Raw genomic sequence first — 26,124 nt, 5'->3', positions numbered from 1 at the left:
GCCCGCAGACAGGCCGGGCGTCCGCCGGCTCCTCAGTCGGTGGTGCCGTGGCGACGTCGTCGACGAAGGCGTACCACCAGCCCCGCCCAGGCCACCGCGCCCGCGGTGACCGCACCGGCTCCGGCCAGGAGTGTGCCGCGGCGCACCGCGTTCTCGGTGGGTTCGTCGGAGGGGATCCGGGCCGGGACGAGCGGCGGCTCCGCCACCGGCTCGCGCCCGGCCGCGGCGCTGCTCAACGCCGCGTAGACGTCCATCCTGGGTACGTCGGCGGGATAGGCGGTCCGCGTGAGGCGCTCGGCGGTCGCGTCGGCGGACAGCTCCGGGTACCGATCGCGCACCAGTGCCGCGGCACCGGCCACGAAGGCGGCCGCGAGCGGCGAACCGCTGCCGATGAAGTAGCCGTTGCCGCGCGGACCGACACCGATCACTCCGCTGCCGGGCGCGGACAGGTCCGCGTCCTTCGGGACGGCCGTACCGTCGGGCAGGGAGCCGTCCTGCGCCGTCCCCACCACGGACAGCACCCCGCGCTGTGCCGCGGGCCAGTAGTCCCTGGCCGTGCCGGGTTCCTCGCCGCGTCGCAGCGGTGGTGACGCGGCAGCCACGACCAGGGCGTCCCGTGCTGCGGCGTGCTCCACCGCACCGGTGAGCTCGGACGACTTCCGGGCGAGTGCCGGACCCACCAGGATCACCTGAGCGCCCGCGTCGGCGGCGGCCCGTATGCCTGCCGCGAGTGTGGAAGCGGTGGCGGTTCCGCGCTGGTCGGTACCCCGCACGGCCAGGATGCGTGCGTCGGGCGCCACTCCGCTGAACCGCGTGGCGGTCGCCGGAGCGGCCGCCACGATGCCGGCCAGGAACGAGCCGTGCCCCACGCAGTCGTCGGTGCCGCTGACGGGTGTGACGCGGCCCGCCAGCCTGGCGGTCCCGGTCGCGACACCCGTGTCCACGACCGCGACTTCGACGCCGCCGCCTCGGCTGAACCGCCAGGCCTGCTGGAGGTTCAGTGTCCGTTGGTAGGCGGGCTCGGCCCGCACCATCCGGGAGGAGCTCCCCGTGCAGGGGTCCCCGTCTTCGAGGACGGCGGGCATGACGGGCAGTTCCACCGGTTCCGCACGCGCTGTGTCACGTCCGGCCGCGAATGCCGGCAAGGGCAGCAGCAGCGACAGCGCGGCCGCGGCGGACACCAGGCCGGCCGCGGTGCCGCCCGAGCAGGCGCGGCGGGCGCACGACCGCCCCATCGGGTCGGGCGCCGACGGCATGCCGGCCCACGGCCTCCCGGTGGCGCTCACGACACCACCGCTTCGGTCAGGTCTTCGGGCAGCAGGGTGCGCAGTTCTTCCAGGGAGGGCGCCGACATCGTGCTGAGCCGGCCCGCCTGCCTCGTGATCATGCCTTCGAGGATCCGGCGGGCGAGCCGCGCGTTGCCGAACGTCTGGTCTCGGGGTACGGCGTCGAAGTAGGCGCGCAACGCCGTGGCGGTCCCCGGCCCGCAGTCGTAATGGGCCGCCGACGCGTGCTGACGCACGATGGTGACCAGTTCGTCGGAGGAGTAGTTGGCGAACTCGACCCTGCGCGAGAAGCGGGAGGCCAGACCGGGGTTGGAGGCCAGGAAGTCGGCCATCTGCGCGGTGTAGCCGGCGACGATCACGACGACCTCGTCGCGGTGGTCCTCCATCAGCTTCAGCAGCGTGTCGACCGCCTCGCGGCCGAAGTCCGCGCCGGAGGCGCCGGACGGGGTGAGGGTGTAAGCCTCGTCGACGAACAGCACACCGCCCCGGGCCCGTTCGAAGACCTCACGGGTGAGCTGGGCGGTGTGCCCGATGTACCGCCCGACCAGGTCGGCCCGGGACACCTCGACGAGCTGACCGCGAGGAAGTGCGCCGAGCGAGACCAGCAGTTCCGCGTAGAGGCGGGCCACCGTCGTCTTGCCGGTGCCCGGTGGGCCGGTGAAGACAAGGTGGTTGCTGATCCTCGGCGCGGGCAGGCCCGCGGCCTCCCGGCGCCGCGCCGTGCCGAGCAGGTTGACCAGGTCGGTGACGTCCCGTTTCACGGAGGCGAGGCCGATCAGCTCGTTCAGCCGCTCCAACGGTGTGCCGCTCTCCGCCGCGCCGGTGCCGGCGACCTCCGCGGCCTCCCGCTCGCCGACGTCCACCGGGAGCAGCGTGGTCAGGTCACTGGCTTCGGGATCGCGCAGCGTGGCGAGCCGGAACGCCTGCCGGTCCACCATCTCCTCGAACACCTGCCGGGCCGCGCGGCCGTTGCCGAAGCAGGCGTCGCGGGGCATCCGCTCGAACAACAGCGTGAGCGCCTCACGTGTGCCCTCACCGAGTTCGTACTGGTGCGACCCGCACATGCTCTCCATGATCGCCACGAGTTCGGGCACGGTGTAGTTCTCGAACTCGACCGTGCGGGAGAAGCGGGACTGCAGTCCGGGGTTGGAGGCCAGGAACTCCTGCATGCGGTCGGAGTAGCCCGCCACCACGACGACGACCTCCTCGCGGTGGTCCTCCATCAGCTTCAGCAGCGTGTCCACGGCCTCACGCCCGAAGTCGGCGCCGGAACGGCCGCCGTCGGACAGCAGACTGTATGCCTCGTCGATGAAGAGCACACCGCCGAGCGCGCTCTGGAACGCCTCGGTGGTCTTGATGGCGGTACCACCGATCACCTGGGCCACGAGGTCGGCCCGGGAGACCTCGACGAGATGCCCCTTCGGCAGTGCCCCGAGACCGGCGAGGACCGACCCGTAGAGCCTGGCCACGCTGGTCTTGCCGGTACCGGGCGGCCCGGCGAAGACCAGGTGGCGGGCCATCGGCGGGGACGGCAGCCCGAGTTCGGCGCGGCGACGGGCGAGCTGGGCGAGGCTCACCAGGGTGCGCACCTGGTGCTTGACGTTCTCCAGCCCGATCAGCCGGTCGAGCTCCGAGAGAGGGCCGGCGTCCTGGCCCAGCCGGCCGGGGTCGAGATGGTCGAGCGCCGCGTCGCCGTAGGCGTCGGGCGCACCGTTGTCGAGGGAAGCCAGGTTCTCCACGGACACACGGTCACCGGGCCGGGTCTGCACGACGCCGCCGCCCTGGTTCTCGCGGGCGGAGCAGCCGCTGAGCGAGACGGACTCGGAGCTGTCGATGCGGAAGCCGTCCCCACCGCAGGCGCTGGCCTCGGAGGAGTTGATCGAGGCGCGGGCACCGTCGGCGATCAGGACGCCGTGCTCGGCTCCCCGGTGCACCCGCAGACGAGTCGCCGTCAGCTCGCCACCGGATCCGACGTGCACACCCGTGTTCTTCGCGGCGACGACCACGCAGTCCCGCAGGGTGGCCGCCGCGTCGGAGCCGATCACCAACCCGTGTGCGCGCGGCTCCTCGATCCTGCTGCCACCGATGTAGAGGTTGCCTCCGTCCGAGACATGGACCGCGGATTCACCGGTCTCCTGCAGGTGGCACTCCTCCAGGCGCCCTCGCCCGGACTCCGTCACCTCGACACCGCGACCGCCGACCCCGCGCAGTCTGGCACGTCGGATCAGCGGGTTCGCGGCGCCACGAACCGAGATGGCGGTGCCTCGGACATCCTGCAACTCCAGGCGGTCCAGCTCGGCGGTGGCGCCGTCGGTGAACGTGGCGCCCGTCGCGCTGCCGCGTATCGACAGCCCGATGAGCACCGGCGCCGCCGGGCCGTCCACCCGGAGAGCGGCGACCTCCGAGGACTCCAGCCAGCAGTCCTCGAAGGTGCCCCGGGCCCGGTCCGTCACCAACAGGCCCGGGCCCTTGGTGCGTGCGGTGCGGCAGCGGCGCAGCACGGGATCGGTGCCGTTGCTCAGGATGATCCCGGCGGAGACGGTTCCGGTGACGCGCACTTCCTCCAGCTCGTTGCGGGCCGCACTCGACAGTTGCACGCCGGTGCTGGTGTCATGCACCACCGTGCGCAGGATCCGCGTACTGCTCTGCTCCTCCAGCGCGATGGCCGGTTTGTCGGTCGACGAGATGTCGCAGTCCTCCACCGAGCCGCGGGCGGAGCCGTTCGCCAGTACGCCGTTGCCCCGGGCGTCCCTGATGCTGCACCCCCGCACGACCATGCTGCTCTGCTCGGACAGCACGATCCCGCTCGTGCCGAGGTTCTCGATCACGGAGGACTCGACGGAGGATTCCTCACCGGAGGTGTCCACCACGCCCGCCCCGCCCGGGTTGCTCACGCGGCAGTCCCTCATGGCCAGCGCGCCACTGTCCCTGGCCAGTACCGCCGTCCACGCCGCGCCGCTGATCTCGCAGCCGTCCAGGGCCAGTTGGCCGCGCAGCACGGCCACCACCGGCACGTTCTCGTCGCGTCCGCGCAGGACGAGGTCCGTCATCATCATGGCGTCCGCCTTCAGCACCACCGCGCTGCCTTCCGGCGGGCAGATGTGCACGGTACCGCGCGCCTGCTCCGCGGCGATGGTCACACGTGTCGTGATCACCAGGTTCTCGGGGTACTGCCCCGGCGCGACGCTGATCACGGCGCCGCTGCGGGCCCGGCTGAGCGCTTCGCCGAGTGTGCGGTAGGCATCGGACCGCGACGGGCCGACGTGCAGTACCTGGCGTGACACGAGCGGGAACCTCCTCATCGTGGCACCGCGGAACCCCCCTTGGCCCGGAGCCGGTGCCGGGTGTGACAGGCCCATCATGCACGCACCGACCAGGTCATCCCCACGGGCCTGCAGGTGAGTTGACACCTGCTTCCACCTGCGGCGACAGTCGGCTGACGGCCCAATTGCTGGCCTCAGCATCGGCCTTGCTCCGAGCACTCGACCATGCCGGAAACGACGGTGGGGCCATAAGGGCAGGAGCGAAGGGTACAGAGAGGCAACCGGCTGGATGGCGGACACCGGCCGCACGATCATGTCCGGAGGCCGAGCCACCATGTGACGGTTCCGGGCATCCCGGCTCGCGGAGGCGGTCACGCTCCCCGGCACGTCCGACCCCCGTCCCGGGCGGGCGAGTGAGTACGTCATCGTGGAGGGCTGCCGAGCCGTGCACCAGGCGATCTGCGTCATTGCACGTATGGATCCGACCGCCCTTCGCAGGCAGGCTCTCTGTCAGGCGGCGCGGACCCACCCGCTCCTTCCTGACGTCGCCCGCAAACCCGATCCCAGAGGCGTCCCATGGAACCCCCACTCCCATCCCGTACACCTTTACGGAGACCGGCCGACCGTGCACGCATCGAGGAGTTCCCACAAGTGAGTACGGGTCCCGAGCGGCCGCCCACGGTCGTCGTACTGGCCAACGACCCAGTGACCCGCGAGGGCGTGACGGGGTATCTGCGCTCCCGGCCGCAGATGGTGGAAGTGCTCGGCTTCGAGGACCGGGCCAGGGCGGATGTGATGGTGGTGCTCGCGACGGACGTGACGTCCCAGACACTCGCCGGCATCAGGAAAGCCTCTCTGGAGACCGGTAATCCGGACATGCGCGTGGTCCTCGTGGCCGACAGCATCACCGAGGCCCAGCTGACGGGGGCCATCAGCCACGGGCTGGTGAGCTTCCTCCCGCGCCGCCAGACGGAGATGCAGCACATCCTCTCCACCATCGTCAGCAGCCGGGCCGGTCACGCCTACCTTCCGGCGGAGCTGGTCCGCAAACTGGTCGAAGGTCTGCGCGCGATGCAGGTCTCCGAATCCTCCGATTTCACGCTGTCGGAGCGCGAGATCGACATCGTCCGACTCCTCTCGGAAGGCTGGACCACGGAGGAGATAGCCGAGAAGCTCAGCTATTCGGAGCGCACCATAAAGAACGCGATCCATGGGATGCTCGCCCGCTTGGGGCTCCGCAACCGCACCCACGCGGTCGGCTACGCGGCCCGCATCGGGATCCTGTGAAACTTCCGCACGGTCTGCATGTCACAGGGCCAGGAGGGCATCACGCAGCCCGGCCCGGGAGTTGATGCCCAACTTGGGGAAGATGTTGTACAGATGCGTGCTCACCGTGCGCTGCGACAAGAAGAGCTGCTCAGCGATCTCCTTGTTGCTCTTGCCGGTGGCGGCCAGATTCGCTATCTCCAGCTCCCTGGACGTCAGGACGCTCTCGCCGGACTGGCGACGTACGCCTGCCGCCTTGTCCGGGGCACCGGCCTCGGCTCCCGCCGCGCCGTACGCCGCGCGAGCCCGCTCCACCCATGGCCGCGCTTCAAGGTTCTCCAGCGTCGCCAGGGCACACCTGAGCACGTGCCGTGCAGCGTCACATCGCCCCTGCTCGATGAGCCATTGGCCGTAAGCAAGTCGAATGCGCGCGCATTCGAATCCGTAACGGGCGGTGTCCGGCAGCGCCAGAGCCTCCTCGTAGCGTTTCTGCGCCTCGTCGTCGGGGGCGGTGAGAGCCACGGCGCCGGCGACGACGAGGGCGACCCGGGGCGACAGAGACCGGACGTCCGCTCTCACGGCGGCTGCGACATGCGCGCGCGCCTCCTCCGTCCTGCCCGTCATGACGGCGGCCTCCACCAGGTCCAGCAACGACCAGAGCACCCAGGGCGAATAGGCCGGGAACCGTCCGGGAGGGCTGATACGGGCACAGTGCTGAAAGGCGGTCTCGTAGTCGCCGTTTCCCAGGGCGAGCAGCGCAAGAGGCTGCCTCGCCATGACCTCTCCGGCGGCCAGGCCCTGAGGCAAAGATGTCTCCACGATCCGATGGACCAGTGCCTCGACTGCCTCCACCCGGCCACGCCCGGCTTCGATGAGGGCCAGCTGGTAGCGCATGCGGGAGCCGAGCGTCGTATAGCCGAACTCCTGGGCCACCCGCAGTCCGTCGCGGAGCATCGCCTCCGCTTCGCTCCAGCCGGCAGTGTGGTACGAGTCCAGGGCGAGCAGCAGGGTCGTCGCCGCCCAGCCGGCGAACGCGCCGCCGGCGCGCGACACTTCGGCGGCACGCGCTGCCTTGCCGCGGTACCAGCCGAGGTCGTCGCAGTAGAGGGCCATGTGCGCCAGCTGTGTGACGCGCTTGGGGTCCGCGCCCTCCGGGATCATGTCGAACGCTCGGCGCAGCCGCGGTCCGACCGTGCGGCCGCAGCGCACGGGGTCGGCCAGTGCGTCGAACCCCAGCTTCGCGAACTCCGACACGCGTCCGACCCGGGCGGCGACCTCCTCCCACAACTGCGGGCCGCCGCCGTAGGTTGAGGCTTCGATCAGCAGGTAGAAGAGGTCGTCGGTCAGTTCTTGGGCGACGACCGGTGAGACGTCCGCAGCGTCGATGAGATCGTCCAGGGCGCGCACCAGCAGCCGGTGGGCTGTCAGGACGTCGCCGTCGCGGTGTATCAGCCGGATGGCGGCGGCCGTGGCGGCTCGTGCGGCGTCTTCGGGCTCGGCCTGCTCGTCCGAAAGGCTGCGCAGCAGGTCCGCGGCGGTGTCCAGGCGTCCGGCATGGCTGGACGCGAACGCGGCCATGGCCAGGCGACGGGAGCGGTCCTGGGGCTTGAGGCTGAGGGCCGAGGCGTGGCGGAAGGCACTGATGGCGGCGTTCGAGGCACCGCATCGCGCGGCCCGGTGGGCGGCGCTCTCCAACGTCTGAGCCGCGACGTCGTCGGGGGCGAGGTGGCCGGCGATGAGGTGGCCGATCTGCCGCTCGGGTTCATCGACGAGAGCCGCGCCCAAGGCCCGGTGCGCCGAGCGGCGTCGGTCCGGAGTGGCCAACTGGACGATGACGGAACGCACCAAGGGATGCCGGAAGACCAGACGACCGTTCTCGGAGTCGATCCTCACCAGCGCGGCACGCTCGGCGGGCACCACGGCGCAGTCGGCGGCCGTACCGCCCCCCGGGAGCGCCGACCAGATGGCGCGCAGGCTCCCTGTCGTATCGAAGGCCGCCAGCAGCAGCAGATCCCGGGTCGATTTCGGCAGGCTGCGCACCCTGTCGGCGTAGAGCGACTCCAGTTGGTGGCTCAGGGAGAACCAGCCGGGAAGCTCCGCGGAACCCGACAGCTGCTCCTCGCTCAGGTGTGCCGGAAGCTCCAGCAGCGCCAGCGGGTTGCCGGCCGCCTCGTCGAGCATCCGCCGCCGTACGGCCGGCGCCAGTCCGGGAGAGCGGCTGTCCAGCAGGGCGGCCGCGGCCGCAGCGTCCAGGGATTCGACTCGGTGCTGCGACACGGCGCTCGTGTCCAGGCAGACCTTCGACTCCGCACGAACTGCGCTGACACACCCGATCCGCTTCGGTGCGAGGCGGCGCAGCACGAAGGCGATGATGCGTTCGCTGGCTTCGTCGAGCCACTGGGCGTCGTCGAGGACCAGCAGCACGGGCCGGTCCTCCGCAAGGGCGTGGAGCAGCGCCAGCACGGCCGCCGAGACCGCGAACCGATCCGGTGCAGGACCCGGGGAAAGACCCAGAAGCCGTTCCAGGACTTCCCTCTGCATCTCCTGCAACCGGTCCAGTTCGTCGCGCAGGCCGTACAGCAGATGGTGAAGTCCCGACCATGGAAGGGTGACCTCGGACTCCACACCGGTGGCCCGCAGCACCTGGAACCCCGCGCCGTTCGCGCGAGCCGCCACCGCGTCCAGCAAGGCACTCTTGCCGACGCCCGCCGCACCGTGCAGCAGCACCGACGAAGCCCCGCCGCAACTCACCTGCTCGATGAGCCTGCCGAGCATCGCCAGCTCGGCCGTCCGCCCGATCAGCTCAGGACGTTCGGCAGACTCCCGAAGACCACGCATACCCGTCCTGCCCTTGTGCTCCCTTTCCACTGTCATCGCCGCTTCGACGACGACGCGAAGGCTGCCAGCGACATTAGTGGGTGAATCACACATCCTGCCTTTCGGGGGGTGCCGTGCTCGTATGCACACCTGAAGCCCGGGGCCGGCTCCGGGAGCGCCGCCCGGGCACACCTCGGCTCGGCCTCGGCCGGTCTGCGCGCCACTGACCGTCCTTCGCAGGTGTCGTGGTCGTTCACATCGACGTCGGGGCGGCCGCCTTGTGGGGTGTCACGCGCCCGACGGTGTCGCCGTCCAGGCGGGACCGCCGGGACCGGGCTTGATCAACATCGCGATTATTTCGAGGGTCGGAGCGGCATACGTACGACACACTACGTAATCTTCGCGCACTCCACCCTGGCGGCTACTTACGCAGGCGCGTTGGGCCGGGAGCCACACCGGCGTCGGAAGGCGTGTTCAACACGCGACGGCGGACATGTGTGCCCTGGAATGATGCGGGCCCGCTCAAGACGGGGACAAGAACGAGCCCGCTGGCGAAGAACATATCCCGGACACGAGTGAACGAACGCCTCATGCGACGAGGTTGGGAACAATCGGGCAGAAAACAGTTCCCCCGCGCCGACTCAGGGCTCGTCTTCCCCACGGGACACCTCGGGTGCCTATGGGCGCGCCCACACGAAGCCCGGGATGTCGGACTATCAACCATGTAGACGTTGCATAGGGTGCATCGTCACACGTATCTCACCCCGCTCAGGAACGAAGCCCATGTGACCTGCCTCCGGGGCCAGGGGGCTCCCCCTGGGGCTTCCGAACTTCCTGAACGTGCGGCAGCAGGCTGTTCGGGGCTGATGGTAGGAAAGGGCAACCCTTCCGGGGCCGAGAGGACATCAATCGCGGCTGCGCGAGCCTAGGCACATCCTCCACCGCTAGGTTGAGCCGCGTCAGCATCCCAGTACATCGCCCACGCCGAGCATCACGCATACGACCGCGGCGGTTATCGAGAACGAGCCGTCGCTGTCCCTTGGGCAGAGTTTTCCGCAGCCGGCGATCAGGCCATGACCAAGCCCGAGCCGTGCCTCCTCCTGTGACGCTGCAATTGGTTTGCCACCGTACGTGTGGTATTTGAAGGAGCAAGACGTCTTGAACCGAAAGAAGAATCTGCGTCACCTGGCGGCGGTCCTCTCCGTGCCGCTGGTAGCCGGATGCGGAGGTTTCCTACCTGACCTTTCAGCTGACAGCCAGCCGATCGTGGTAGGAACAACGAGTTCCCCGAGTACGCTTGACCCGGCCGCCTCTTGGGACAGTTCCTGGGAGCTGTTCCGCAACGTCTATCAGACGCTGCTGAGTTATCCCCCGGGCGCAACCAATCCGGTGCCCGACGCAGCCGAGAGTTGCGAGTTCATCGACGCGACGAACCTGAACTACCGCTGTGTCCTTCGTGACAACCTGACGTTCACCAACGGCAACAAGCTCGACGCTCAAGCCGTGAAGCACTCCATCGACCGGATCAAGGAGATAAATGTCCCCGGCGGTCCAGCAGGCTTGCTGGGCAACCTGCAGAGCGTCAGGGTGAATGACGATCACGAGGTGGTCTTCCAACTCAAGTCCTCGGACGCTACTTTCCCGTTCCTCCTTGCCACTCCGGCGATGTCCATCGTCGATCCCGCCGACTATCCAGCCACTGCCGTTCGCGAGGACGGCCAGATCACCGGATCCGGGCCGTACACGCTGGAGTACTACGAAGAGGGCAAGGAGGCACGCCTCTCCGGCAACGATCATTACAACGGCAATGCTGAACTGAAGAACGACGCCGTCACCATTCGCTACTTCTCACATTCCTCCACTCTGGCAAATTCCCTCAAGAACCGGAAGATCGACATCACCTATTTGGGCCTTGCCGCCTCCGATATCGATGCACTCCACCGTGGCAGATTCGGCAGGGACATCTCCGTCACCGAGAGTTCGGGCGTCGACATCAGCTACCTGGTGTTCAACCCGAACGACCCATGGACCGGAAAACTCGCCGTGCGCAGGGCCGTCGCCCACCTGGTGGATCGGGCCGCCATCGCCAGCGGCGTTTACAAGGACACCGTCAAGCCGCTCTACTCAATGGTCCCGGCGGGGCTGACCGGTCACACCAATTCCTATTATGAAGAATTCGGCGACCCCAGCGCCGACAAAGCCCGCAACATACTGTCCGAAGCGGGAATCGACCAGCCCGTCCCCCTGTCGCTCTGGTACACCAGCGACCGGTACGGGTCGGGAACTGCACTGGAGTTCCAGGAACTGAAGCGCCAACTCGAGGCGTCCGGCCTTTTCGAGGTCACGCTGAGAAGCCGCCCTTGGAAGACGTATCAGGAAGGCTATCAGAACGGGGCATTCCCGGCGTTCGGTCGCGGTTGGTTCCCCGATTTCCCGGACGCAGACAACTTCATCGCACCCTTCGTGGGCGAACAGAATGCCCTTGGCATACCCTACGAGTCGCCAAAGATCACCGAGATACTGCTACCGCAGTCCCGCCGCAAGAGCAATCGTAGGGATGCAGAAGTGCAGTTCCAGGAGGCTCAGCAAATTCTTGCGAGGGATGTGCGACTGCTGCCACTGTGGCAAGGCAAGCAGTTCCTCGCGGCGGCCAAGGAACTCTCCGGTGCGGAACGAGCACTGGACCCGGCCTCCATCATGATGATGTGGGAGCTGCGCCGCGACGACGAGTGACGGTCGCTCGCTGCGGGGCAGCGAGGTGCTCGGCCGTACCGGGCCGAGCACCATCGGCTTGCATGAGCGCGCAGGTCACACCCCGCTCGCATGAAAACTGGGTGCTTCGACGCCGCACATCTCGACGGGCGAGCGGATGTTCCGGATCGCCGATCTCACCGGTGAGCAGCTGCGTAGTCCCGCGAGTGTCGACTGCGCCCGTGATCAATACAGCTACCGCACCTCGATCGTGATCGACTCGATGACGACGTCGTTGACCGGGCGGTCGTTGCGGGGGTTGGTTTCGGTGGTGGCGATCGTGTCCACCACCTTCTTCCCCGCGTCGGTGCTGACCTCTCCGAAGATGGTGTGCTTCCCGGTCAGCCACGTGGTCGGGGAGACCGTGATGAAGAACTGCGAGCCGTTGGTGCCGGGGCCCGAGTTGGCCATGGCCAGCAGGTACGGCTTGGTGAAGGCGAGGTCCGGGTGGAACTCGTCCGAGAACTTGTAGCCGGGGCCGCCGGTCCCGTTGCCCAGGGGGTCGCCACCCTGGATCATGAAGCCCTCGATCACACGGTGGAAGACGGTGCCGTCGTAGAGCTTGTCCGTGGTCTTCTGGCCCGTTTCCGGGTTGATCCACTCGCGTTCGCCGGTGGCGAGCTCCACGAAGTTCTTCACGGTGTTCGGCGCATGGTCCGGCAGCAGCCGCACCTCGATGTCGCCGTGGTTCGTCTTCAAGGTCGCGTAGAGCTGTTCAGCCACGATGCACCTTTCCTTGTACGGCCGTGGACCTCACCCTACGAACGCGGCGGCACAAATAGCTCGCGTCCACGCCGGGCATGTCCGCGTGGGGCGTCAGGGCCGAGTTCGGGTACGGCGTCGAACGGCGGGTGCCGGGACGTGACCCGGCACCCGCCGCACTTGTCCGACCGGTGCCTCCGCGAAGTTCCCGCGGAGGCATTCACTCACTTGCCGAGTCGGTAAGCCCGCTCCACGGTCTGGGTGACCGTGTTGCCAGCCTTGTCGGAAGCAGTGACCCTGAGGGTCACGAACTCCGCGTGCCGGTGGCCCTCCGGCCGCTCGACGGTGGCCGTGAACCGGTTGTGGCCGCGGTCCTTGACCCGGACCTGACCCGTCCAGGTCTGGCCGTCGTCGAAGGACGCCTCGACCTTGAGCCTGACCCCGGTGGGGGCGGCGAGCCCGTCCTGGTGCCGGACGGTCAGGTCCAGGTCGTGCCGCTTACCGCCGTCGATCCTGTTACGCAGGTCGGCCGCGACGTCGTAGTCGACCTGGAGCAGAGGCAGCAGCGTCTCCTCTGCTGCGGTGTCAGAGCGGAACGTCCAGGACGTGGCGGTCTTGATGCCCGTCTCCCAGTACTCGGTCTCGCGCTCGGTGGTCAGGTCCAGGCGGTAGTCGGCCTTCCCGGCCGGCATCCGGAAGCTCCCCCAAGCGCTGTCGGCTTCCTGCACCTTCTTGCCGTCGCGGTAGAGAACGGCCGCCACGGTGTCGCCCTCGTAGGACGGTTCTTCCGAGATCCCGGGCGCCGCGGCCCTCCCGATGCCTCCCCCCGACCTGGCGATCTTTCGGGCCCAGTGACCGGCCACCGCGTCGGTGTACTCCGGAATCGCCAGGCGCAGGATGTCGCCGTCGCGGACGGCAGGACGACCCCAGCCTCGGGGGATGGACGGCCGCAGCACGGCCTTGTACCACGCCTCCTCAGCCTTCTCACCCGCCCTGAACGTGCGGGGGGCATCCCGCAGGCCCCACACCATCGGCGCGGGCTGGTACAGGTCGGGGCCGGCGATGAAGTTGACGTAGTGCATCCACTCCGTGTCCCCGGAGGTGACGTACTCGGTGCGCGTCATTCCCGTCGGCGCCCAGCGTGTCGTCTCCCAGCTGTACTCCTGGTAAGGACGCCAGCTGAAGCGCTGCTCGCTGGTCCAGTCCAGTGCCCCGGTGTCCGCGTAGGAGGCCTTTACCGGCGCGGTGTTGCGGTCCGTGACGGTGTAGGTCACGTCCTGCGGGATCTGCTGCCAGTTCGCGGTGATGTCGTACAGGTATGGGCTTCTTACCGTCCCGGAGATGTCGACGACGGCCCTGTGCTTGTTCATGTACTGCAGCAACTCAGCACCGTCGGCTGCGCTCAGCCGCACTACGGGAACAGCGGTGCGCGTCTCCGTCGGCTTCCATCGAGTCCAGGCCATGAACCCTTCAGGCAGAACGGTCACGAGGCCCTTGGCGCCCGCCCTCGCGGCCTGTTCCGCGAGTTCGAGACCGTCCGTCGCGAAGCCATCGCGGATCACGGCGAGCTTGCCCCGCACGGTGCTGGGCCTCAGGTCCGGGTTCTCCGTCGTCCCCGCGTCCACGGCGGTGAGCCGCTCCCCCTTCGGGTCGAACGGCGTGGACCTCTTGGCGTAGTGCGGTTGCAGGTCGATGTCCGAGCCGCGGACATCGGTCCTGACCTCGGGAGCGGTCATCTCCCAGCGGGAGTTGAACTCGAACTCGCCCTCGGTGACCTTCGGCGTGGGGTTCACGTACAGGTCCACCGAACCGTAGCCCTCCACGTAGGAGGTGGCCACGGTCAGGGGCACACCGTCGATCTTCCGGTACATCTGGTACGTCAGATTGTTGCGGCGCTCGGCTGGCTTGGGCGTGCGCACACGCATCAGCTTGGCCTCACGCGCGTCCAAGGTCACTGTCGTGTCCTCTGTGACGCTCACCTCGGGTTCGATGACCTGGATCAATCGGACGCCGTCACCGCTGTCGATCAACCGCGTCCCACCGACCAGATAGGTGCCTTCCTCGACTTCGGCGACCCCCCAGTCGGTGAACCGGACGTCCGTGTCCGCTCCGAAGACATCCAGGATGTTCCACGCCATGGGGCCGCCGGTCGGTCCGTGGGACTCGATGGTGAGCTTGTGCATCGGGGCGCGCACCCGCAGGCTGACGGTGGTGTGGACCGGAACGCCGTTTGCGGTCGTGGCTGTCACGTAGCCGTAGTAGGTACCGCCGCCCGCTTTCACGGGGTTGATGCCGACCGGAATCTCCACTGTCGCACCCGGGGCGATCCGGACCGGGTCAGGACCCAGCTCGATCGCCTGCGCGGGAAGTGCCCTGCCGCCCTTGGTCGCCAGCGCGGCGCGCAGACTCAACGAGACCTGGTCGTCGGATTGGTTGGTGTAGCGGATCACTCCGGCTCGCTCCACGGGGGAGCCGTCCCTGTCGAACGGGCCCATGGCGATCGTGCCGGTGGCCGTGACGGGGGCGGAGAACGCCGCTTTGACGTCGACGCGGCCGCCGCCCTGCTCGGTCGGCACCTGGCCGGACACCGTACGGGATGTGCTGACCAGCGCGTCCTTGAGTTGGTCACCCGTCCAGTCGGGGTGCTGCCCGGCCAGCAGGGCCGCCGCACCGGCCACGTGAGGCGTGGCCATGGACGTGCCGTCCGCCGCGACGTAGTGGTCGTCGACCGGAACACCCATGGTCGTGCCGGCGGCACGCGCGGCGACGATCCCGACGCCCGGAGCCGTGATGTCCGGCTTGATCGCCTTGTCGCCGAAGCGCGGTCCGCGACTGGAGAAGGCGGCCAGGGAGTCGTCGCGGTCGACGGCTCCGACGGTCAGGGCGGCATCGGCCGCGCCGGGCGACCCGACCGTCATCTCGCCTCTGCCACCGGTGTTGCCGGCGGCGACGACGAAGAGCGAGCCGCTGCTGCGGGAGATCTCGTTGACCGCCTGGCTCATGGGGTCGGTGCCGTCGGTCTCCATGTCTGCGCCCAGGCTCATGTTGACGACCTTGGCACCCTGCGCCACGGCCCACTCCATGCCTGCGATGACCTGGGACTCACTGCCGGTACCGCCGTCCCCGAGCACCTTGCCGATCAGCAGGTCGGCTTCCGGCGCGACGCCCCTGTGCACGCCGTCGGAGGCGGCGCCGCTGCCGGCGGCGGTGGCAGCGACATGTGTGCCGTGCCCGAAGCGGTCCTCGGTCGAGCCGCTGCCGGAGAAGTCCTTCGCCTCAGATACACGGCCCGCGAGGTCGGGATGGTTCTGGTCGGCGCCGGTGTCGAGGACCGCGACCTTGACACCCTTGCCGAGGTGACCCGCCGCCCACGCGGCCGGCGCGTTGATCTGGGAGGTGCTCCGGTCCAGCGTGGGGCGCACCTTGTGGTCCAGCCAGATCGTCGGCGTCGCCGCCAGCGTCCTCTTCAGGGACGCATCCGCCGCAGATGCGAGCTTCTTCCAGAAGGCCGCCAGGTCCTGGTCCGCGACGCGCAGTGCCTGGGCGTCGATGCTGGGCAGTCGCAGCGGCTCGGCGGAGTCGTCGTGGAACTCGGCCAGTGCGTCCACCCGGTTGACCGCCGCACGCGCCGAACCGTCGGGCGCGGACACGATCACGGGCAGGGCGTCGGTGTGCGCCTCGTCGTACCCCTGGGCGATGAGGGACGTGACGTCGAAGAGGTCGGCGTCAAGCCGCCCCGCGCGGACCAGCATCGCCGCGTCGGAGGGCATGACGGTCAGGGCGCCGTCCTTCTCGGTGATCCGGAAGAAGACCCCGTCGCGACCGGGCGCGCGCTGCACCGAAGCCGTCTTCTTCCCGTCGGGCGCGTCGCTGACCGTGACCCGGTCGCCGGTGATCAGCCGCACCGTCGCGTTGGAGACCTCGGACGTCCCGGTGGGAGCAGTAGCGCGAACTGCCTTTTGACCGGGGGCAGTTGGTTGAGCCGAGGCCATGGCCGGCACACCTCCGCCAACCAGCATCAGTCCAGCCGCTATCGCCGCCCTCAGGCGGTTTCTGGGCATAGGTAGAGCCTTCCGTATACCTGAGATTCACAAGCCGTTGGGATTATTGACCCATCAAGCTGTAGCGGCATCCGGCTCTGCAGGGCGTAACTGCGACATGACCCAAGTGCGACGTGAGCGGCCCGCAACCAATCCGTCCGAGACGTGGCACACCGGAGGCCGGAACGCCGAAGTCGCAGGTCCGGCGCCACGTCGAGAAGGGGCTTGGCGTCGCCGGCCCGGCTCACAATTCGGCAGGAATGCAGGCGCAGACTGCCTTATCGGCTGGCTCACTTGGGCACGTGGCACATCTGCGCCACGTGTGAGTCCAGAACAGTCCCGAGTTCGAGTCGGCGGGACTGTGCCGGGAATGATTCGCTTTCATCGGTTCTCGGAGCGCTGTGCCGCCGTTGCGCGGCCGGCGGCTGGGAGACCTGTTCCGCGACCTGGCGCTGAACGTCGAGCCTGAGCGGGTTGCCGGATCCTCTCTGGAGAGGCCTGCTCACACCTTCTGCGCGCGGATCGAATATGTGAGGGGGATGCGCGGAGCGCCCGCAGGTTGCCGGTAGACGTCGCCGTCGTCGCTCGCAAGGGACTGGCGTTGGAGGTAGAACGTGTGGTCGTGTTCGTGAAGGAACTGGATCCGCAGCCCGGCTCCGGCGATCGCCGAGACAACGGTCGCCAGGCTGTGTCGCCATTCGACGGTCTCGTCGTGTTCGGTCGTCGCGGCCTCGTCGGCGTAGGTGCCGGGGCCTCCCGAGGCTTCCGGGCCTTCGTCGAAGTAGTCGTGCGTGACCGTGCTCGCCGTCGCGTCGTCGAGGACGAAGCTGAAGGGATGGAACTCCGCCAGATACAAGAACCCGGCGGGAGCGAGGAGTTCGGCCACCACCGACGCCCAGCGGCTGATGTCGGGAAGCCAGTTCAGCGCGCCGAAGCTGACATAGACGATGTCGAAGGTCTCCCCCTCGACCGCCGAGACCGCGTCGTAGACGTCCGCGGTCAGGAAGCGCGCGTCGATACCGAGTTCGGTCGCGAGTCGTGCAGCCGCTTCGATCGCGGGCGGCGAGAAGTCGAGCCCGGTGACCTGCGCTCCGCGTGCCGCCCACGACAGCGTGTCCCGGCCGAAGTGGCACTGCAGATGGATCAGGCGCTTGTCCCTGACATCACCCACCTCGGCCGTCTCGAAGTCCTTCAGCGAATCCGGTGAGGCCCGGAACCCCTCCATGTCGTAGAGGGCCGCGCCGAGATGAATCGGCACCCGTTCGTCCCAGTACGCCCTGTTCAACTTCCGCCAGCGCCCTGCCAGATCCCCCATAATCCGGACGATACATGGAGGCGGACCGGGGCACTACGCTGCCGGGCTCACCGCCATCTCACTGCCCTGTGAGGCCCAATCGTTCGGCGCCGAAGGGTGAGAACGTCATGGGGCCGGCCCATCCTTGTCGGATGCGGGCTATCTGGGAGGGGACCGGCGTCACCGGGTACACGTGTCGGCCGCGCGCCCAGTTCGCCAGCAGACCCTCGGTCGTGTCGACCGACGAGACCACCATGGTGACCCGCGCCCCACCCTTGCCCCAGGTGTTCCACAGCGCCCAGCCCTCGGCACGGGCCTCGACACCGAGGCGCTCGCACGCCTCCTCGTAGGTCTCCTCCATGCCTGACGGCAGGAGCATCGGCCGCAGCACCATCACGCCGGCCAACCGCACCATGGGCCGGTCCTCCTCGGGCAAGCAACCGTCGCCGGGAAAGTGGTAGTGCCGGATCTCGCGTGCCAGTGCGTTGACGGCTCGCTGGAGCGGCGTTGCATCGTCCGGGTCGGGCTCGTAAGACAGCCGGCCCTCGGCCGACGCCGCAGTGGTCACCTCCCTGGCAAGGCGCTCGATCTCCCGCAGGTACTCAAGCTCTGAGAGTTCAGGTCGAGGCACGCCAGGCAGTCTCGCAGCCGTGCGCCATGAGGTGGAACCGGTTTTCCGACAACCCGGACTTCAGTGCGAAGGGTGCGAGTCACGCACCGAGTGGGAGCCGTGGCCGGCTCAGTTTGCGGCTGATCCCCTCGGTGCAACGTCAGCCAGTGCGTCGGCGGCGGCCAGGTCGCCGGGCACAACGATCTCGGCCATCACCATGCGGCTCGAAGTCCGCCGGCCCGTCGACCGGTGCGGGTTCGGGTTCGGGATCGGGTTCGGGAACGGGTTCGGGTTCGGGTTCGGGTTCGGGTTCTCCCAGCCCTCGCGCCGTCCACGTCCGAAGTGCCGGCGTCAGGGAGTCCGAGTCCTCCTGTGTGTGATCGAGACGCGCTGCTCCACTTCGACGCTGAGGGCCCGGTGGGCGTAACACGTGTTCGCCGCGGCGGACATCAGGTTGGTGGCGTCCTCGGCCGACACCTGGCCGTGCAGGAACAGGCCCGTGTCCAGGGGCTCGAAGCCCGATGTGGGGAACCGGCTCAGCTGAGCGAGGCGGGGAGCGTCGACCGGGATCCTGCGGATGCTGACGTAGCGGCACAGCTGGGTGTGGAAGCAGAAGGCCGTACCGATGGAGAAGTGCACGAGCGGATCGGGAGCCGCCTCGTTGGCCGGATCGCTCAAGCACGTCCAGGTGGCGGAGTTCTCCGAGAACCAGACGTGGGAGGCGACCAGACCCGTGGCGGGATCCAGGCCGCCGTCGGTCCGGATGCGCCAGCTCACGATGCCGTCGTCGTCATCTGTCAGCATGACGGGCGGCTTGTCCCCTTCGGGATGGGGGACGGGCGCCGCCGCCGGTTGCGTCTCGACCGGTTCGGGCCGCTGGGCGTGTTCGAGGAAGGGGTCTGCCAGGGGCTCCGTGCACACCGGGAGGTTGCTGACGGGTGTCGCCCTGCCGTTGGCGCTCAACGAGAACCGCCCATGGTGGGCGCCGGCCACGGCGGCCATGGCGGAGGACCTGCCGAGGGCCTGTTCGACCAGCATTCGCACGGTCGTCTCGTCCTCATCGCATACCAGTTCGACATCGCAGGTCATGTGGTGGACCTGGGCCGTCGCCTCCCCCTTGGCGAACGATCCTTTGACGCCGAAGCCCTGAGTGACGACCACATCGAGTTCGTCGAGGACCACGCGGGCCTCGCGTGCCGCTTCGGCGATCCGAGCCGTGATGTCCCCGTGCAGGCCGGCCACCCAGTACGCGAGCGGCGCCGGCGCCATGTTCGCACCGTTCAGATAGGCACCTTCATCGCACACCAGACGCCAGGTGCGACCGGTGCGCACATCCCGGGCCAGACCTTCCTTCTGGAACCCGCCGAGGCCCATCACCTCTATGTGGTACGCCACTTCTCCCTCGCGAGACGTCCCGTCGCCGCTGCGGGCCAGGAAGGTCAGTGGGTGGGGTGACTGGTGAAGCGGAGTGGTCACAGTCCTTGCTCCTCCTCCGGCGCGGAGCCGGTGTCGTCCAAGTCCGGTCACTCAAGGGGGGTTCTTCACGCTCCTGCGAAGGCAGGATCTGCCGACGAGTTCAGGGAGCGGTGAGGCGATTCCCTCAAGGCAACCACTTCGTGGCCGTCGCATCATCAGCGAAAAGTGTTGCGATGGGCGCCTCGACGGAACGAGGCCTCACTTCGACGGCTTCACATCGACGGCTTCACGAAAGCAAGGTCACCCTCGGCCGTCGGGCGAGGTCCTCCCAGTGCCGGAAGGAGACGCGCGGACTGTCGTACGGTCTCCGTCACGGGGCGCCGGTCCGCTGCGCGGGTGGCGACGGCGATCTCGCACGGCGCCCCGTCCATGGGTACGAAGCGCACATCCGGGTGCGGATAGAAGCGGGCGGCGGCAGCGGCATGCACGGAGAACCGTCCCGTTGCCGCGACGGCGTCCGGCAGTGCGGCGGGAGTGCGGACCGGCGGCGCGCCGGACGGGGCCACGCCCCAGCGGCCCGCCCACGCGGCCGAGCCGGGTCTGGCGGAGACCACGGGCACCCTCTGCCGACCGCCGAGGTCGGCGGCGGACAAATACTCGGCGTCCGCGAACTCCGACCGTGCCGGGACGACGGCGACGCGCGGGCTGCTGAGCACCCGTTCGAAGGCCAGGCCCTCAACGGGCCCCGTGTAGTGCACGATGCCGGCGTCCACCCGGTTCTCACGGACGGCGTCGTACTGGTCGACGAAGTCGAGGTCCCGGTAGACGAAAGCACACGCGGGCAGACGGTCACGCAGGAGCTGGACGAAGCGAGGCCAAAGTTCACCCAGGCCGAAGCCGAGGACGCCGATCGTGAGGGCGGGTTCCCGCACGTCCTGCGGGGATCCCGCGGCCGGCAGGGCGTCGATCGCGGCCAAGATCGATCGTGCCTGGCCGATGAACCGCTCACCGGCCGCGGTGAGTGTGACCCGCCTGCTCGTGCGTGCGAACAACGCGACGCCGACCTCGCGTTCAAGGCGTTGGATGTGACGGCCGAAGGGCTGCGCGCTGATGTAGTGACGCCGCGCCGCGCGGCCGAAGTGGAGTTCCTCGGCGAGCGTGACCGCGTACCGAAGCTCTCGGATGTCCATCCGTCGCCTCCCTCGGTCAGGCGAGTATGACTCAGGCGGTCGGCGGCGGCCATGTCACGATCGCAACCGATTCGACTCATGATCCGCTGGAGCGGCTGTGATGTGCTGACGTCCTGGGGCCCTGTCACGTCGCGTTCACGGCGTTCCTCCGGCACAGCGCCTCCTCCCGGACAACGCCTCACGAGGTGTGCTGCGTTTCCTCCAGCCGCTCGGAAGCGGAGTCCCGTCCACTCGTCCGAAGGATCCTCATGCCGCTGCCGCCCGTGCTCTCCCGCCCGCTCACGCTCCCTGTGGTGGGCTCGCCCCTGTTCATCGCCTCCGGCCCCGAACTGGTCATCGCCCAGTGCCAGGCCGGTGTGATCGGCTCCTTCCCGGCCCTCAACGCACGGCCCGCCTCGCTGCTGTCCGACTGGCTGGACCGCATCGCCGAGGAGACCACCGCCTACGCGGCCGCCCACCCGGACGCCGTGGTCGCCCCGTACGCGGTGAACCAGATCGTGCACCGCTCCAACGACCGGCTCGACCTCGACATGAGCGTGATCGTGGAGCACCGCGTGCCGATCGTGATCACGTCGTTGGGGGCGCGGCCCGAGATCAACGAAGCGGTCCATTCCTACGGCGGCATCGTCCTGCATGACGTCACGACCGACGAGTTCGCCCGCAAGGCCGTCGAGAAGGGGGCCGACGGCCTCGTCGCCGTGGCCGCCGGCGCGGGCGGTCACGCGGGCACCCGGTCCCCGTTCGCTCTCGTACAGGAGATACGGCAGTGGTTCGACGGTCCTCTCCTGGTGTCAGGGGCCATCGCGCACGGCCGGTCGATCCTGGCCGCCCTGGCAGTGGGCGCCGACCTCGCCTACATCGGCTCGGCGTTCCTGTCGACCGTCGAGGCGAACACCCCGACCGGCTACAAGCAGATGATCGTCGACAGCACGGCGAAGGACATCGTCTACAGCAACCTGTTCACCGGCGTCCACGGCAACTACCTGCGCGGCAGCATCGTCGCCGCCGGTCTCGACCCCGACGACCTTCCCGAGTCCGGGCCCGCGGCCATGGACTTCGGCTCGTCGGGCGGAATCCAGGCCAAGGCGTGGAAGGACATCTGGGGTTCCGGGCAGGGCGTCGGCGCCATCACACGGGTCACAACGGTCAGCGACCTCGTCGGCGAACTCGCCACGCAGTACGACGAAGCCATCGCCGCCCTCAACACGAAGACAGCCTCCCACGCCGTCCCTTCGGCATCCGCCTGACCACCGGTCGGCACCGTCTTCGGCGCACGCGGCGGCCACCAGCGGTCGGCGACCCCGTCGACGGCGTACGCGAACGCGGCCCCCGCGAACAGTGCGACGACACGGCGCCCCCACCCGGCCCGCCGGGTGGGGGCGCCGTGTCGTCACCGCCCGAGGTGTGTGCGGCAGCTCACCGGTGACCTGCCGCTTCCGCCCTCATGGCCTCACCAGGTCCCGGCCCACGATCTCCTTCATGATCTCGGTGGTGCCCCCATAGACCGTGGACACCCGGGCGTCCGCGTAGGCCCGCGCGATCGGGTACTCACGCATGTATCCGTAGCCGCCGTGCAGTTGGAGGCACCGGTCGATGACGCGGTTCTGCAGTTCCGTGGCCCACCACTTCGCCTTGGCGGCGTCGACGGCGGTCAGCGTCCCGGAGTTCACGGCGAGTACACAGCGCTCCAGGTAGGCACGGGTGACATCGATCTCCGTGGACAGCTCGGCCAGGGTGAACCTCGTGGCCTGGAAGTCGGCCACGGGACGGCCGAAGGCCCGGCGCTGCCGGGTGTAGGCGATGGTCCAGTCGAGCGCGGCCTCGGCGGCGGCCAGGCCGTAGTACGCGATGAACAGGCGCTCCTTGGGCAACCGCTCCATCAGGTACCGGAAGCCTGCGCCCTCGGTTCCCAGCAGGCTGTCGTGCGGCAGGCGCACGTCGTCGAAGAACAGTTCGGACACGTCCTCGCCACGCTGCCCCAGCTTGTCCAGGCGGCGGCCCTGCGTGAAACCGGGCATCCCCTTCTCCAGCAGGAACAGGCTGAACTCTCCCTCCCCGGTGCGGGCGAAGGTCACCACGACGTCGGCCTGGGCGCCGCTGGTGATGAAGGTCTTGCTGCCGTTCAGAACCCAGCCGCCGCCTTCGCGCACGGCCGTCGTCCTGATGCCGCGCAGGTCGCTGCCGGTCTCGGGTTCGGTCATGGCGATGGCCGTGCGCAACTCGCCCGCGCACAGGCCGGGCAGCCACCGCTGCCTCTGCTCCTCCGTGCCGAGGTCGGTCAGATACGGGCCCACGAGGTCGTCGAAGCCGCCGAACGCGACGTTCACCGCCGCCGCGCCGACCCGGGCGAGCTCCTCCATGATCACGCAGCGGAAACGGTAGTCGTCGGTGCCTGAGCCGCCGTACTGCTCGGGCACCGCGAATCCGAGCAGGCCCAGGCCGCCCGCCTTGGCCTGCAACTTCGGTTCGATGAGTCCCGCCCGCTCCCACTCCTCCACGTACGGGGCGACCTCACGGTCGACGAAGTCGCGGACCATGGACCGCAACGCCTCTTGGTCGTCGGTGAACAGGGAGGAAGGCATGACATCACCTCGGTGCGGAGAAGGAAGGGGGCCGTGATCGGGCGTGGTGGCCGGCCGCCGGTGCGGCCGGGTCCGGTGCCCGGCGTGCCTTGATCCCGTCGACGGCGTCGACGGGATCAAGGCACGGTCACGCGGTGGTTCCGGAGGACGAGAGGGTCCCGTAGGTCTTCCGGATCAGGGGCTTGAGGAGCTTGCCGACGCCGCTGCGGGGCAGTGCGTCGGTGAAGACGACCGATTTGGGGATCTTGTAGCGGGCGAGCCGCCCTTCGAGGAAGGAGAGGATGTCCTCGGCGGTGGCCGCCTCGCCCCGCGCGCGGACGACCACGGCGCGGCCGACCTCGCCCCACTGCTCGTCGGGTACGCCGATCACGGCGCAGTCCGCCACGGCCGAATGCTGGTACAGCGCGTTCTCCACCTCGGCCGGATAGATGTTCTCCCCACCCGAGATGATCATGTCTTTGATCCGGTCGACGATGGTGAGGTAGCCGTCGTCGTCGCGCACGGCCACGTCACCGGAGCGGAGCCATCCGTCGGTGAAGGCAGCCAGCGTCTCCGCCGGCAGACCCCAGTAGCCGGGGATCACCGACGGGCCCTCGACGAGCAGTTCGCCGCGCTCGCCGGGGGCGGTGTCCCGGCCGGCGGCATCGACGACACGCACGTCGGTGTAGAACTGCGGCAGCCCCGCGCTGCCGACCTTGGCCACGGCGTGCTCCGAGTCCAGCACGGCGATGCCCGCGGAGGCCTCGGTCATTCCGTAACCCTGGAGCAGGATCAGACCTCGTTGTTGATACGTCTCGATCAGCGCGAGCGGTACGGGGGCCGCACCGCACATCAGGAACCGCATGGACGAGAAGTCGGCCCGGTCGAATCGCTCCTCGGCGGCGATCTGCTGGAACATCGTCGGCACGCCGAACATGGCGGTGACGGCGTGTTCCTCGATCAGGTCGAGGGTGCGGGACGGCGAGAACGTCTCTTCGAGCACGACCGTTCCGCCCTTGAGGAGCGTCGGCAGGCACGCCACGTTCAGGCACGCGGTGTGGAACAGCGGTGCGGACAGCAGGGTCACCTCGTCCGAGGCGAAGTCCATGTCGACCAGCATGTTGTGGCAGTTCCAGATGACGTTGGCATGCGTCAGCATGGCGCCCTTGGCACGGCCGGTCGTGCCCGAGGTGTACATGATCATCGCCAGGTCGTCGCCGGAGACGTGCTCGTCGATCTCGGTGGTCTCGGCCCCGGCCAGTGCCCGCTCGTACGAGGCGTCCACGGACACCCGCCGGATGACACCGCAGGCGTCGGCGAAAGCGGCGAACACCGGGGAGTGGACGAGGACCAAGGAGCCGGAGTCGGACAGGCACTGCCGCAGTTCGGGCTCGGCGAGGCGGGTGTTGAGCGGGACGAACACGGCACCGAGGAGGGACGTGGCGAACATCGTCTCCAGGTACGCGGGGTGGTTCGGCCCGAGGTAGGCGATCCGGTCGCCCCGGCGGACGCCCAGGTGCCGCAGGTGATGGGCCAGCCGGACGGTGCGGTCGTGCAGTTGGCCGTAGGTGATCCGGGTGTCGTGGTGGACGAGGGCGACGCGGCGGGGGTTCTTCCGCGAGCGCCGCCGCGTCCAGGAACCGATGCCGTGGTTGCGCATGTAGACGCTCCTTTGCGTCCCAGGGAGCAAGCGGGTGCGTGGTGCGTTCAGACCTCGGCCGGGCCGGGAGGACGGGCCGCGTCCTCCGTGAACATGAGAAGCCGGACCTCGGCGAGGGCACGAGCGCGGTCGATTCCGGGACCGGCCCCGCTGCCGATGGCAGCGGCGACTTTCCCGGAAGGATCCAAGGGGAGCTCCAGTGGAGGGGCAGGCTGTCCGGTACGTCGGAGCTGAAGTTATGCAGTTCTTCGACTATGGTCAAGAAAATGCGCAACATTGAGCGCGGTCGGTCGGCCGGTGACGTACCCGGGAGGGACGCATGATCCAGAGCGACGTCGGGAAAGGCGGTCCCGACGAGGACACGGCCCACGAGGACACGGCCGGGGCGGAACCGGGGAGCGGGCCGGCACTCAGACCTCAGTCGCTCATGCTCAACTTCCTCGGCAACTTCGTGCTGGGCAGCGACCTGTGCGTCTACTCCGGCAGCATCATCGACGTCCTCGCCCACACCGGGGTGGGCGAACGCGCGACGCGCTCGACACTGAGCCGCATGGTCGACCGCGGCCTGTTGCGGCGCCGCCGCGCGGGACGGCGTATGTACTTCGGCCTCACCGACCGCGCGACCGCGATCCTCGAAGACGGCAAGCAGCGGCTGCTCGCCCGCGACGCCGTCAACAAGGACTGGGACGGCACCTGGACGCTGCTCGCCTTCTCCCTGCCCGAGGCGGAGCAGCGACGCCGCCACGATCTGCGCTCCCGGCTCACCTGGGCCGGATTCGCCCCGCTGATCGGCGGCCTGTGGATCGCGCCCGGCGCCGCGGACGTCACCCGCCTCACGGAGGACACCGAACTCGCCTCCTACTTGCGGGTGTTCCGGTCCACCGCCGATCCGGCCACCGACACCGACCGCATGATCCACGACACCTGGGATCTGGACACGCCGGCCGCCGGCTACCGGGCCTTCCGGCATCGCTGGTCCGCTTTCGCCGACGGCCGCGACGGCACGATCCCGGCCGCCGACGCCGACGCGATCGCGCTCCAACTGCGCCTGCTGACGGAGTGGCTGCTGGTGATCCGGGCCGACCCGTACCTGCCCGCCCAGCACCTGCCCGCCGACTGGCCCGCCGCCGCGGCGCAGGGCGTCTTCCGCCGCGCCGAAGCCCGCATGGACCCGGTGGCCCTGGCGTCGGCCCAGCGGTTGCTGGAGACGATGCCGCTGCGGGACTGAGCGGACCGGGCCGCCTGACTCCGCCGGCCCCCTCGGTCAC

At 69.0% G+C, this 26,124-nt stretch carries 15 protein-coding genes; 4 read left to right on the top strand and 11 right to left on the bottom strand.

Going from position 1 to position 26,124, the window contains the following annotated elements; genetic code table 11:
- Window positions 1-32: 32 nt before the first annotated feature.
- Both DN051_RS43165 and DN051_RS43160 read right to left on the bottom strand, forming a co-directional pair.
- Entirely contained in the window at window positions 33-1,286 is a 1,254-nt protein-coding gene (locus DN051_RS43165; protein WP_162625197.1) for a S8 family serine peptidase, read from the bottom strand.
- Window positions 1,283-4,588 (bottom strand): right-handed parallel beta-helix repeat-containing protein, encoded by a 3,306-nt coding sequence (locus DN051_RS43160; RefSeq protein WP_112443186.1) that lies wholly within the window; start codon window positions 4,586-4,588, stop codon window positions 1,283-1,285. Before DN051_RS43160 ends, DN051_RS43165 begins: the two co-directional genes overlap by 4 nt.
- A 612-nt stretch (window positions 4,589-5,200) precedes the next feature.
- Here DN051_RS43160 and DN051_RS43155 point away from each other — a divergent pair.
- Complete coding sequence (locus tag DN051_RS43155; protein WP_053763609.1) at window positions 5,201-5,836, top strand: helix-turn-helix transcriptional regulator; 636 nt, start codon at window positions 5,201-5,203, stop codon at window positions 5,834-5,836.
- A gap of 21 nt (window positions 5,837-5,857) precedes the next feature.
- On the opposite strand, the gene DN051_RS43150 is transcribed toward DN051_RS43155, so the two are convergent.
- The gene (locus tag DN051_RS43150; protein WP_162625196.1) at window positions 5,858-8,653 is read right to left on the bottom strand and encodes a helix-turn-helix transcriptional regulator; all 2,796 of its coding nucleotides are present in this window, start codon (window positions 8,651-8,653) and stop codon (window positions 5,858-5,860) included.
- A 1,137-nt stretch (window positions 8,654-9,790) separates the two neighbouring features.
- On the opposite strand from DN051_RS43150, the gene DN051_RS43145 reads away from it, so the two are divergent.
- Window positions 9,791-11,365, top strand: a complete 1,575-nt coding sequence (locus DN051_RS43145) for an ABC transporter substrate-binding protein (RefSeq protein WP_246041203.1) — start codon at window positions 9,791-9,793, stop codon at window positions 11,363-11,365.
- Window positions 11,366-11,578: 213 nt separating this feature from the next.
- Here DN051_RS43145 and DN051_RS43140 read toward each other — a convergent pair whose 3' ends face one another.
- The 6 genes from DN051_RS43140 to DN051_RS43110 form a co-directional block, all read right to left on the bottom strand.
- A complete protein-coding gene (locus tag DN051_RS43140) occupies window positions 11,579-12,106 on the bottom strand; it encodes a peptidylprolyl isomerase (RefSeq protein ID WP_112443183.1) in 528 nt (175 codons plus the stop codon).
- A gap of 203 nt (window positions 12,107-12,309) precedes the next feature.
- The gene (locus tag DN051_RS43135; protein WP_246041202.1) at window positions 12,310-15,990 is read right to left on the bottom strand and encodes a S8 family serine peptidase; all 3,681 of its coding nucleotides are present in this window, start codon (window positions 15,988-15,990) and stop codon (window positions 12,310-12,312) included.
- 637 nt (window positions 15,991-16,627) lie between these two features.
- Window positions 16,628-17,440, bottom strand: coding sequence for a class I SAM-dependent methyltransferase (locus DN051_RS43130; RefSeq protein ID WP_112443182.1), 813 nt, complete (start codon window positions 17,438-17,440; stop codon window positions 16,628-16,630).
- Between the two features lie 58 nt (window positions 17,441-17,498).
- Window positions 17,499-18,050 carry a hypothetical protein gene (locus tag DN051_RS43125; RefSeq protein WP_162625194.1) on the bottom strand — a complete coding sequence of 184 codons (552 nt, stop codon included), beginning with the start codon at window positions 18,048-18,050 and terminating at the stop codon, window positions 17,499-17,501.
- 330 nt (window positions 18,051-18,380) lie between these two features.
- On the bottom strand, window positions 18,381-19,505 hold the full coding sequence (locus DN051_RS43115) for a hypothetical protein (protein WP_162625193.1): 1,125 nt from the start codon (window positions 19,503-19,505) through the stop codon (window positions 18,381-18,383).
- Window positions 19,506-19,717: 212 nt separating this feature from the next.
- On the bottom strand, window positions 19,718-20,635 hold the full coding sequence (locus DN051_RS43110) for a LysR family transcriptional regulator (protein ID WP_112443179.1): 918 nt from the start codon (window positions 20,633-20,635) through the stop codon (window positions 19,718-19,720).
- A 248-nt stretch (window positions 20,636-20,883) separates the two neighbouring features.
- Between DN051_RS43110 and DN051_RS43105 the strand changes: the two genes are divergently transcribed.
- The gene (locus DN051_RS43105; RefSeq protein WP_053763601.1) at window positions 20,884-21,882 is read left to right on the top strand and encodes an NAD(P)H-dependent flavin oxidoreductase; all 999 of its coding nucleotides are present in this window, start codon (window positions 20,884-20,886) and stop codon (window positions 21,880-21,882) included.
- A 195-nt stretch (window positions 21,883-22,077) separates the two neighbouring features.
- On the opposite strand, the gene DN051_RS43100 is transcribed toward DN051_RS43105, so the two are convergent.
- Together DN051_RS43100 and DN051_RS43095 are read right to left on the bottom strand one after the other, a co-directional pair.
- Window positions 22,078-23,217: an acyl-CoA dehydrogenase family protein gene (locus tag DN051_RS43100; protein WP_112443178.1), complete on the bottom strand. Its 1,140-nt coding sequence runs from the start codon at window positions 23,215-23,217 to the stop codon at window positions 22,078-22,080.
- A 127-nt stretch (window positions 23,218-23,344) separates the two neighbouring features.
- Window positions 23,345-24,856: an acyl-CoA synthetase gene (locus DN051_RS43095; RefSeq protein WP_112443177.1), complete on the bottom strand. Its 1,512-nt coding sequence runs from the start codon at window positions 24,854-24,856 to the stop codon at window positions 23,345-23,347.
- Between the two features lie 319 nt (window positions 24,857-25,175).
- On the opposite strand from DN051_RS43095, the gene DN051_RS43090 reads away from it, so the two are divergent.
- A complete protein-coding gene (locus DN051_RS43090; protein ID WP_112443176.1) occupies window positions 25,176-26,084 on the top strand; it encodes a PaaX family transcriptional regulator in 909 nt (302 codons plus the stop codon).
- Window positions 26,085-26,124 lie beyond the last annotated feature (40 nt).

It is taken from the genome of Streptomyces cadmiisoli (assembly GCF_003261055.1).
Classification (GTDB): domain Bacteria; phylum Actinomycetota; class Actinomycetes; order Streptomycetales; family Streptomycetaceae; genus Streptomyces; species Streptomyces cadmiisoli.
Note: the sequence above shows the minus strand (reverse complement) of the source record. Positions and strands in the feature narration are given on the sequence as shown.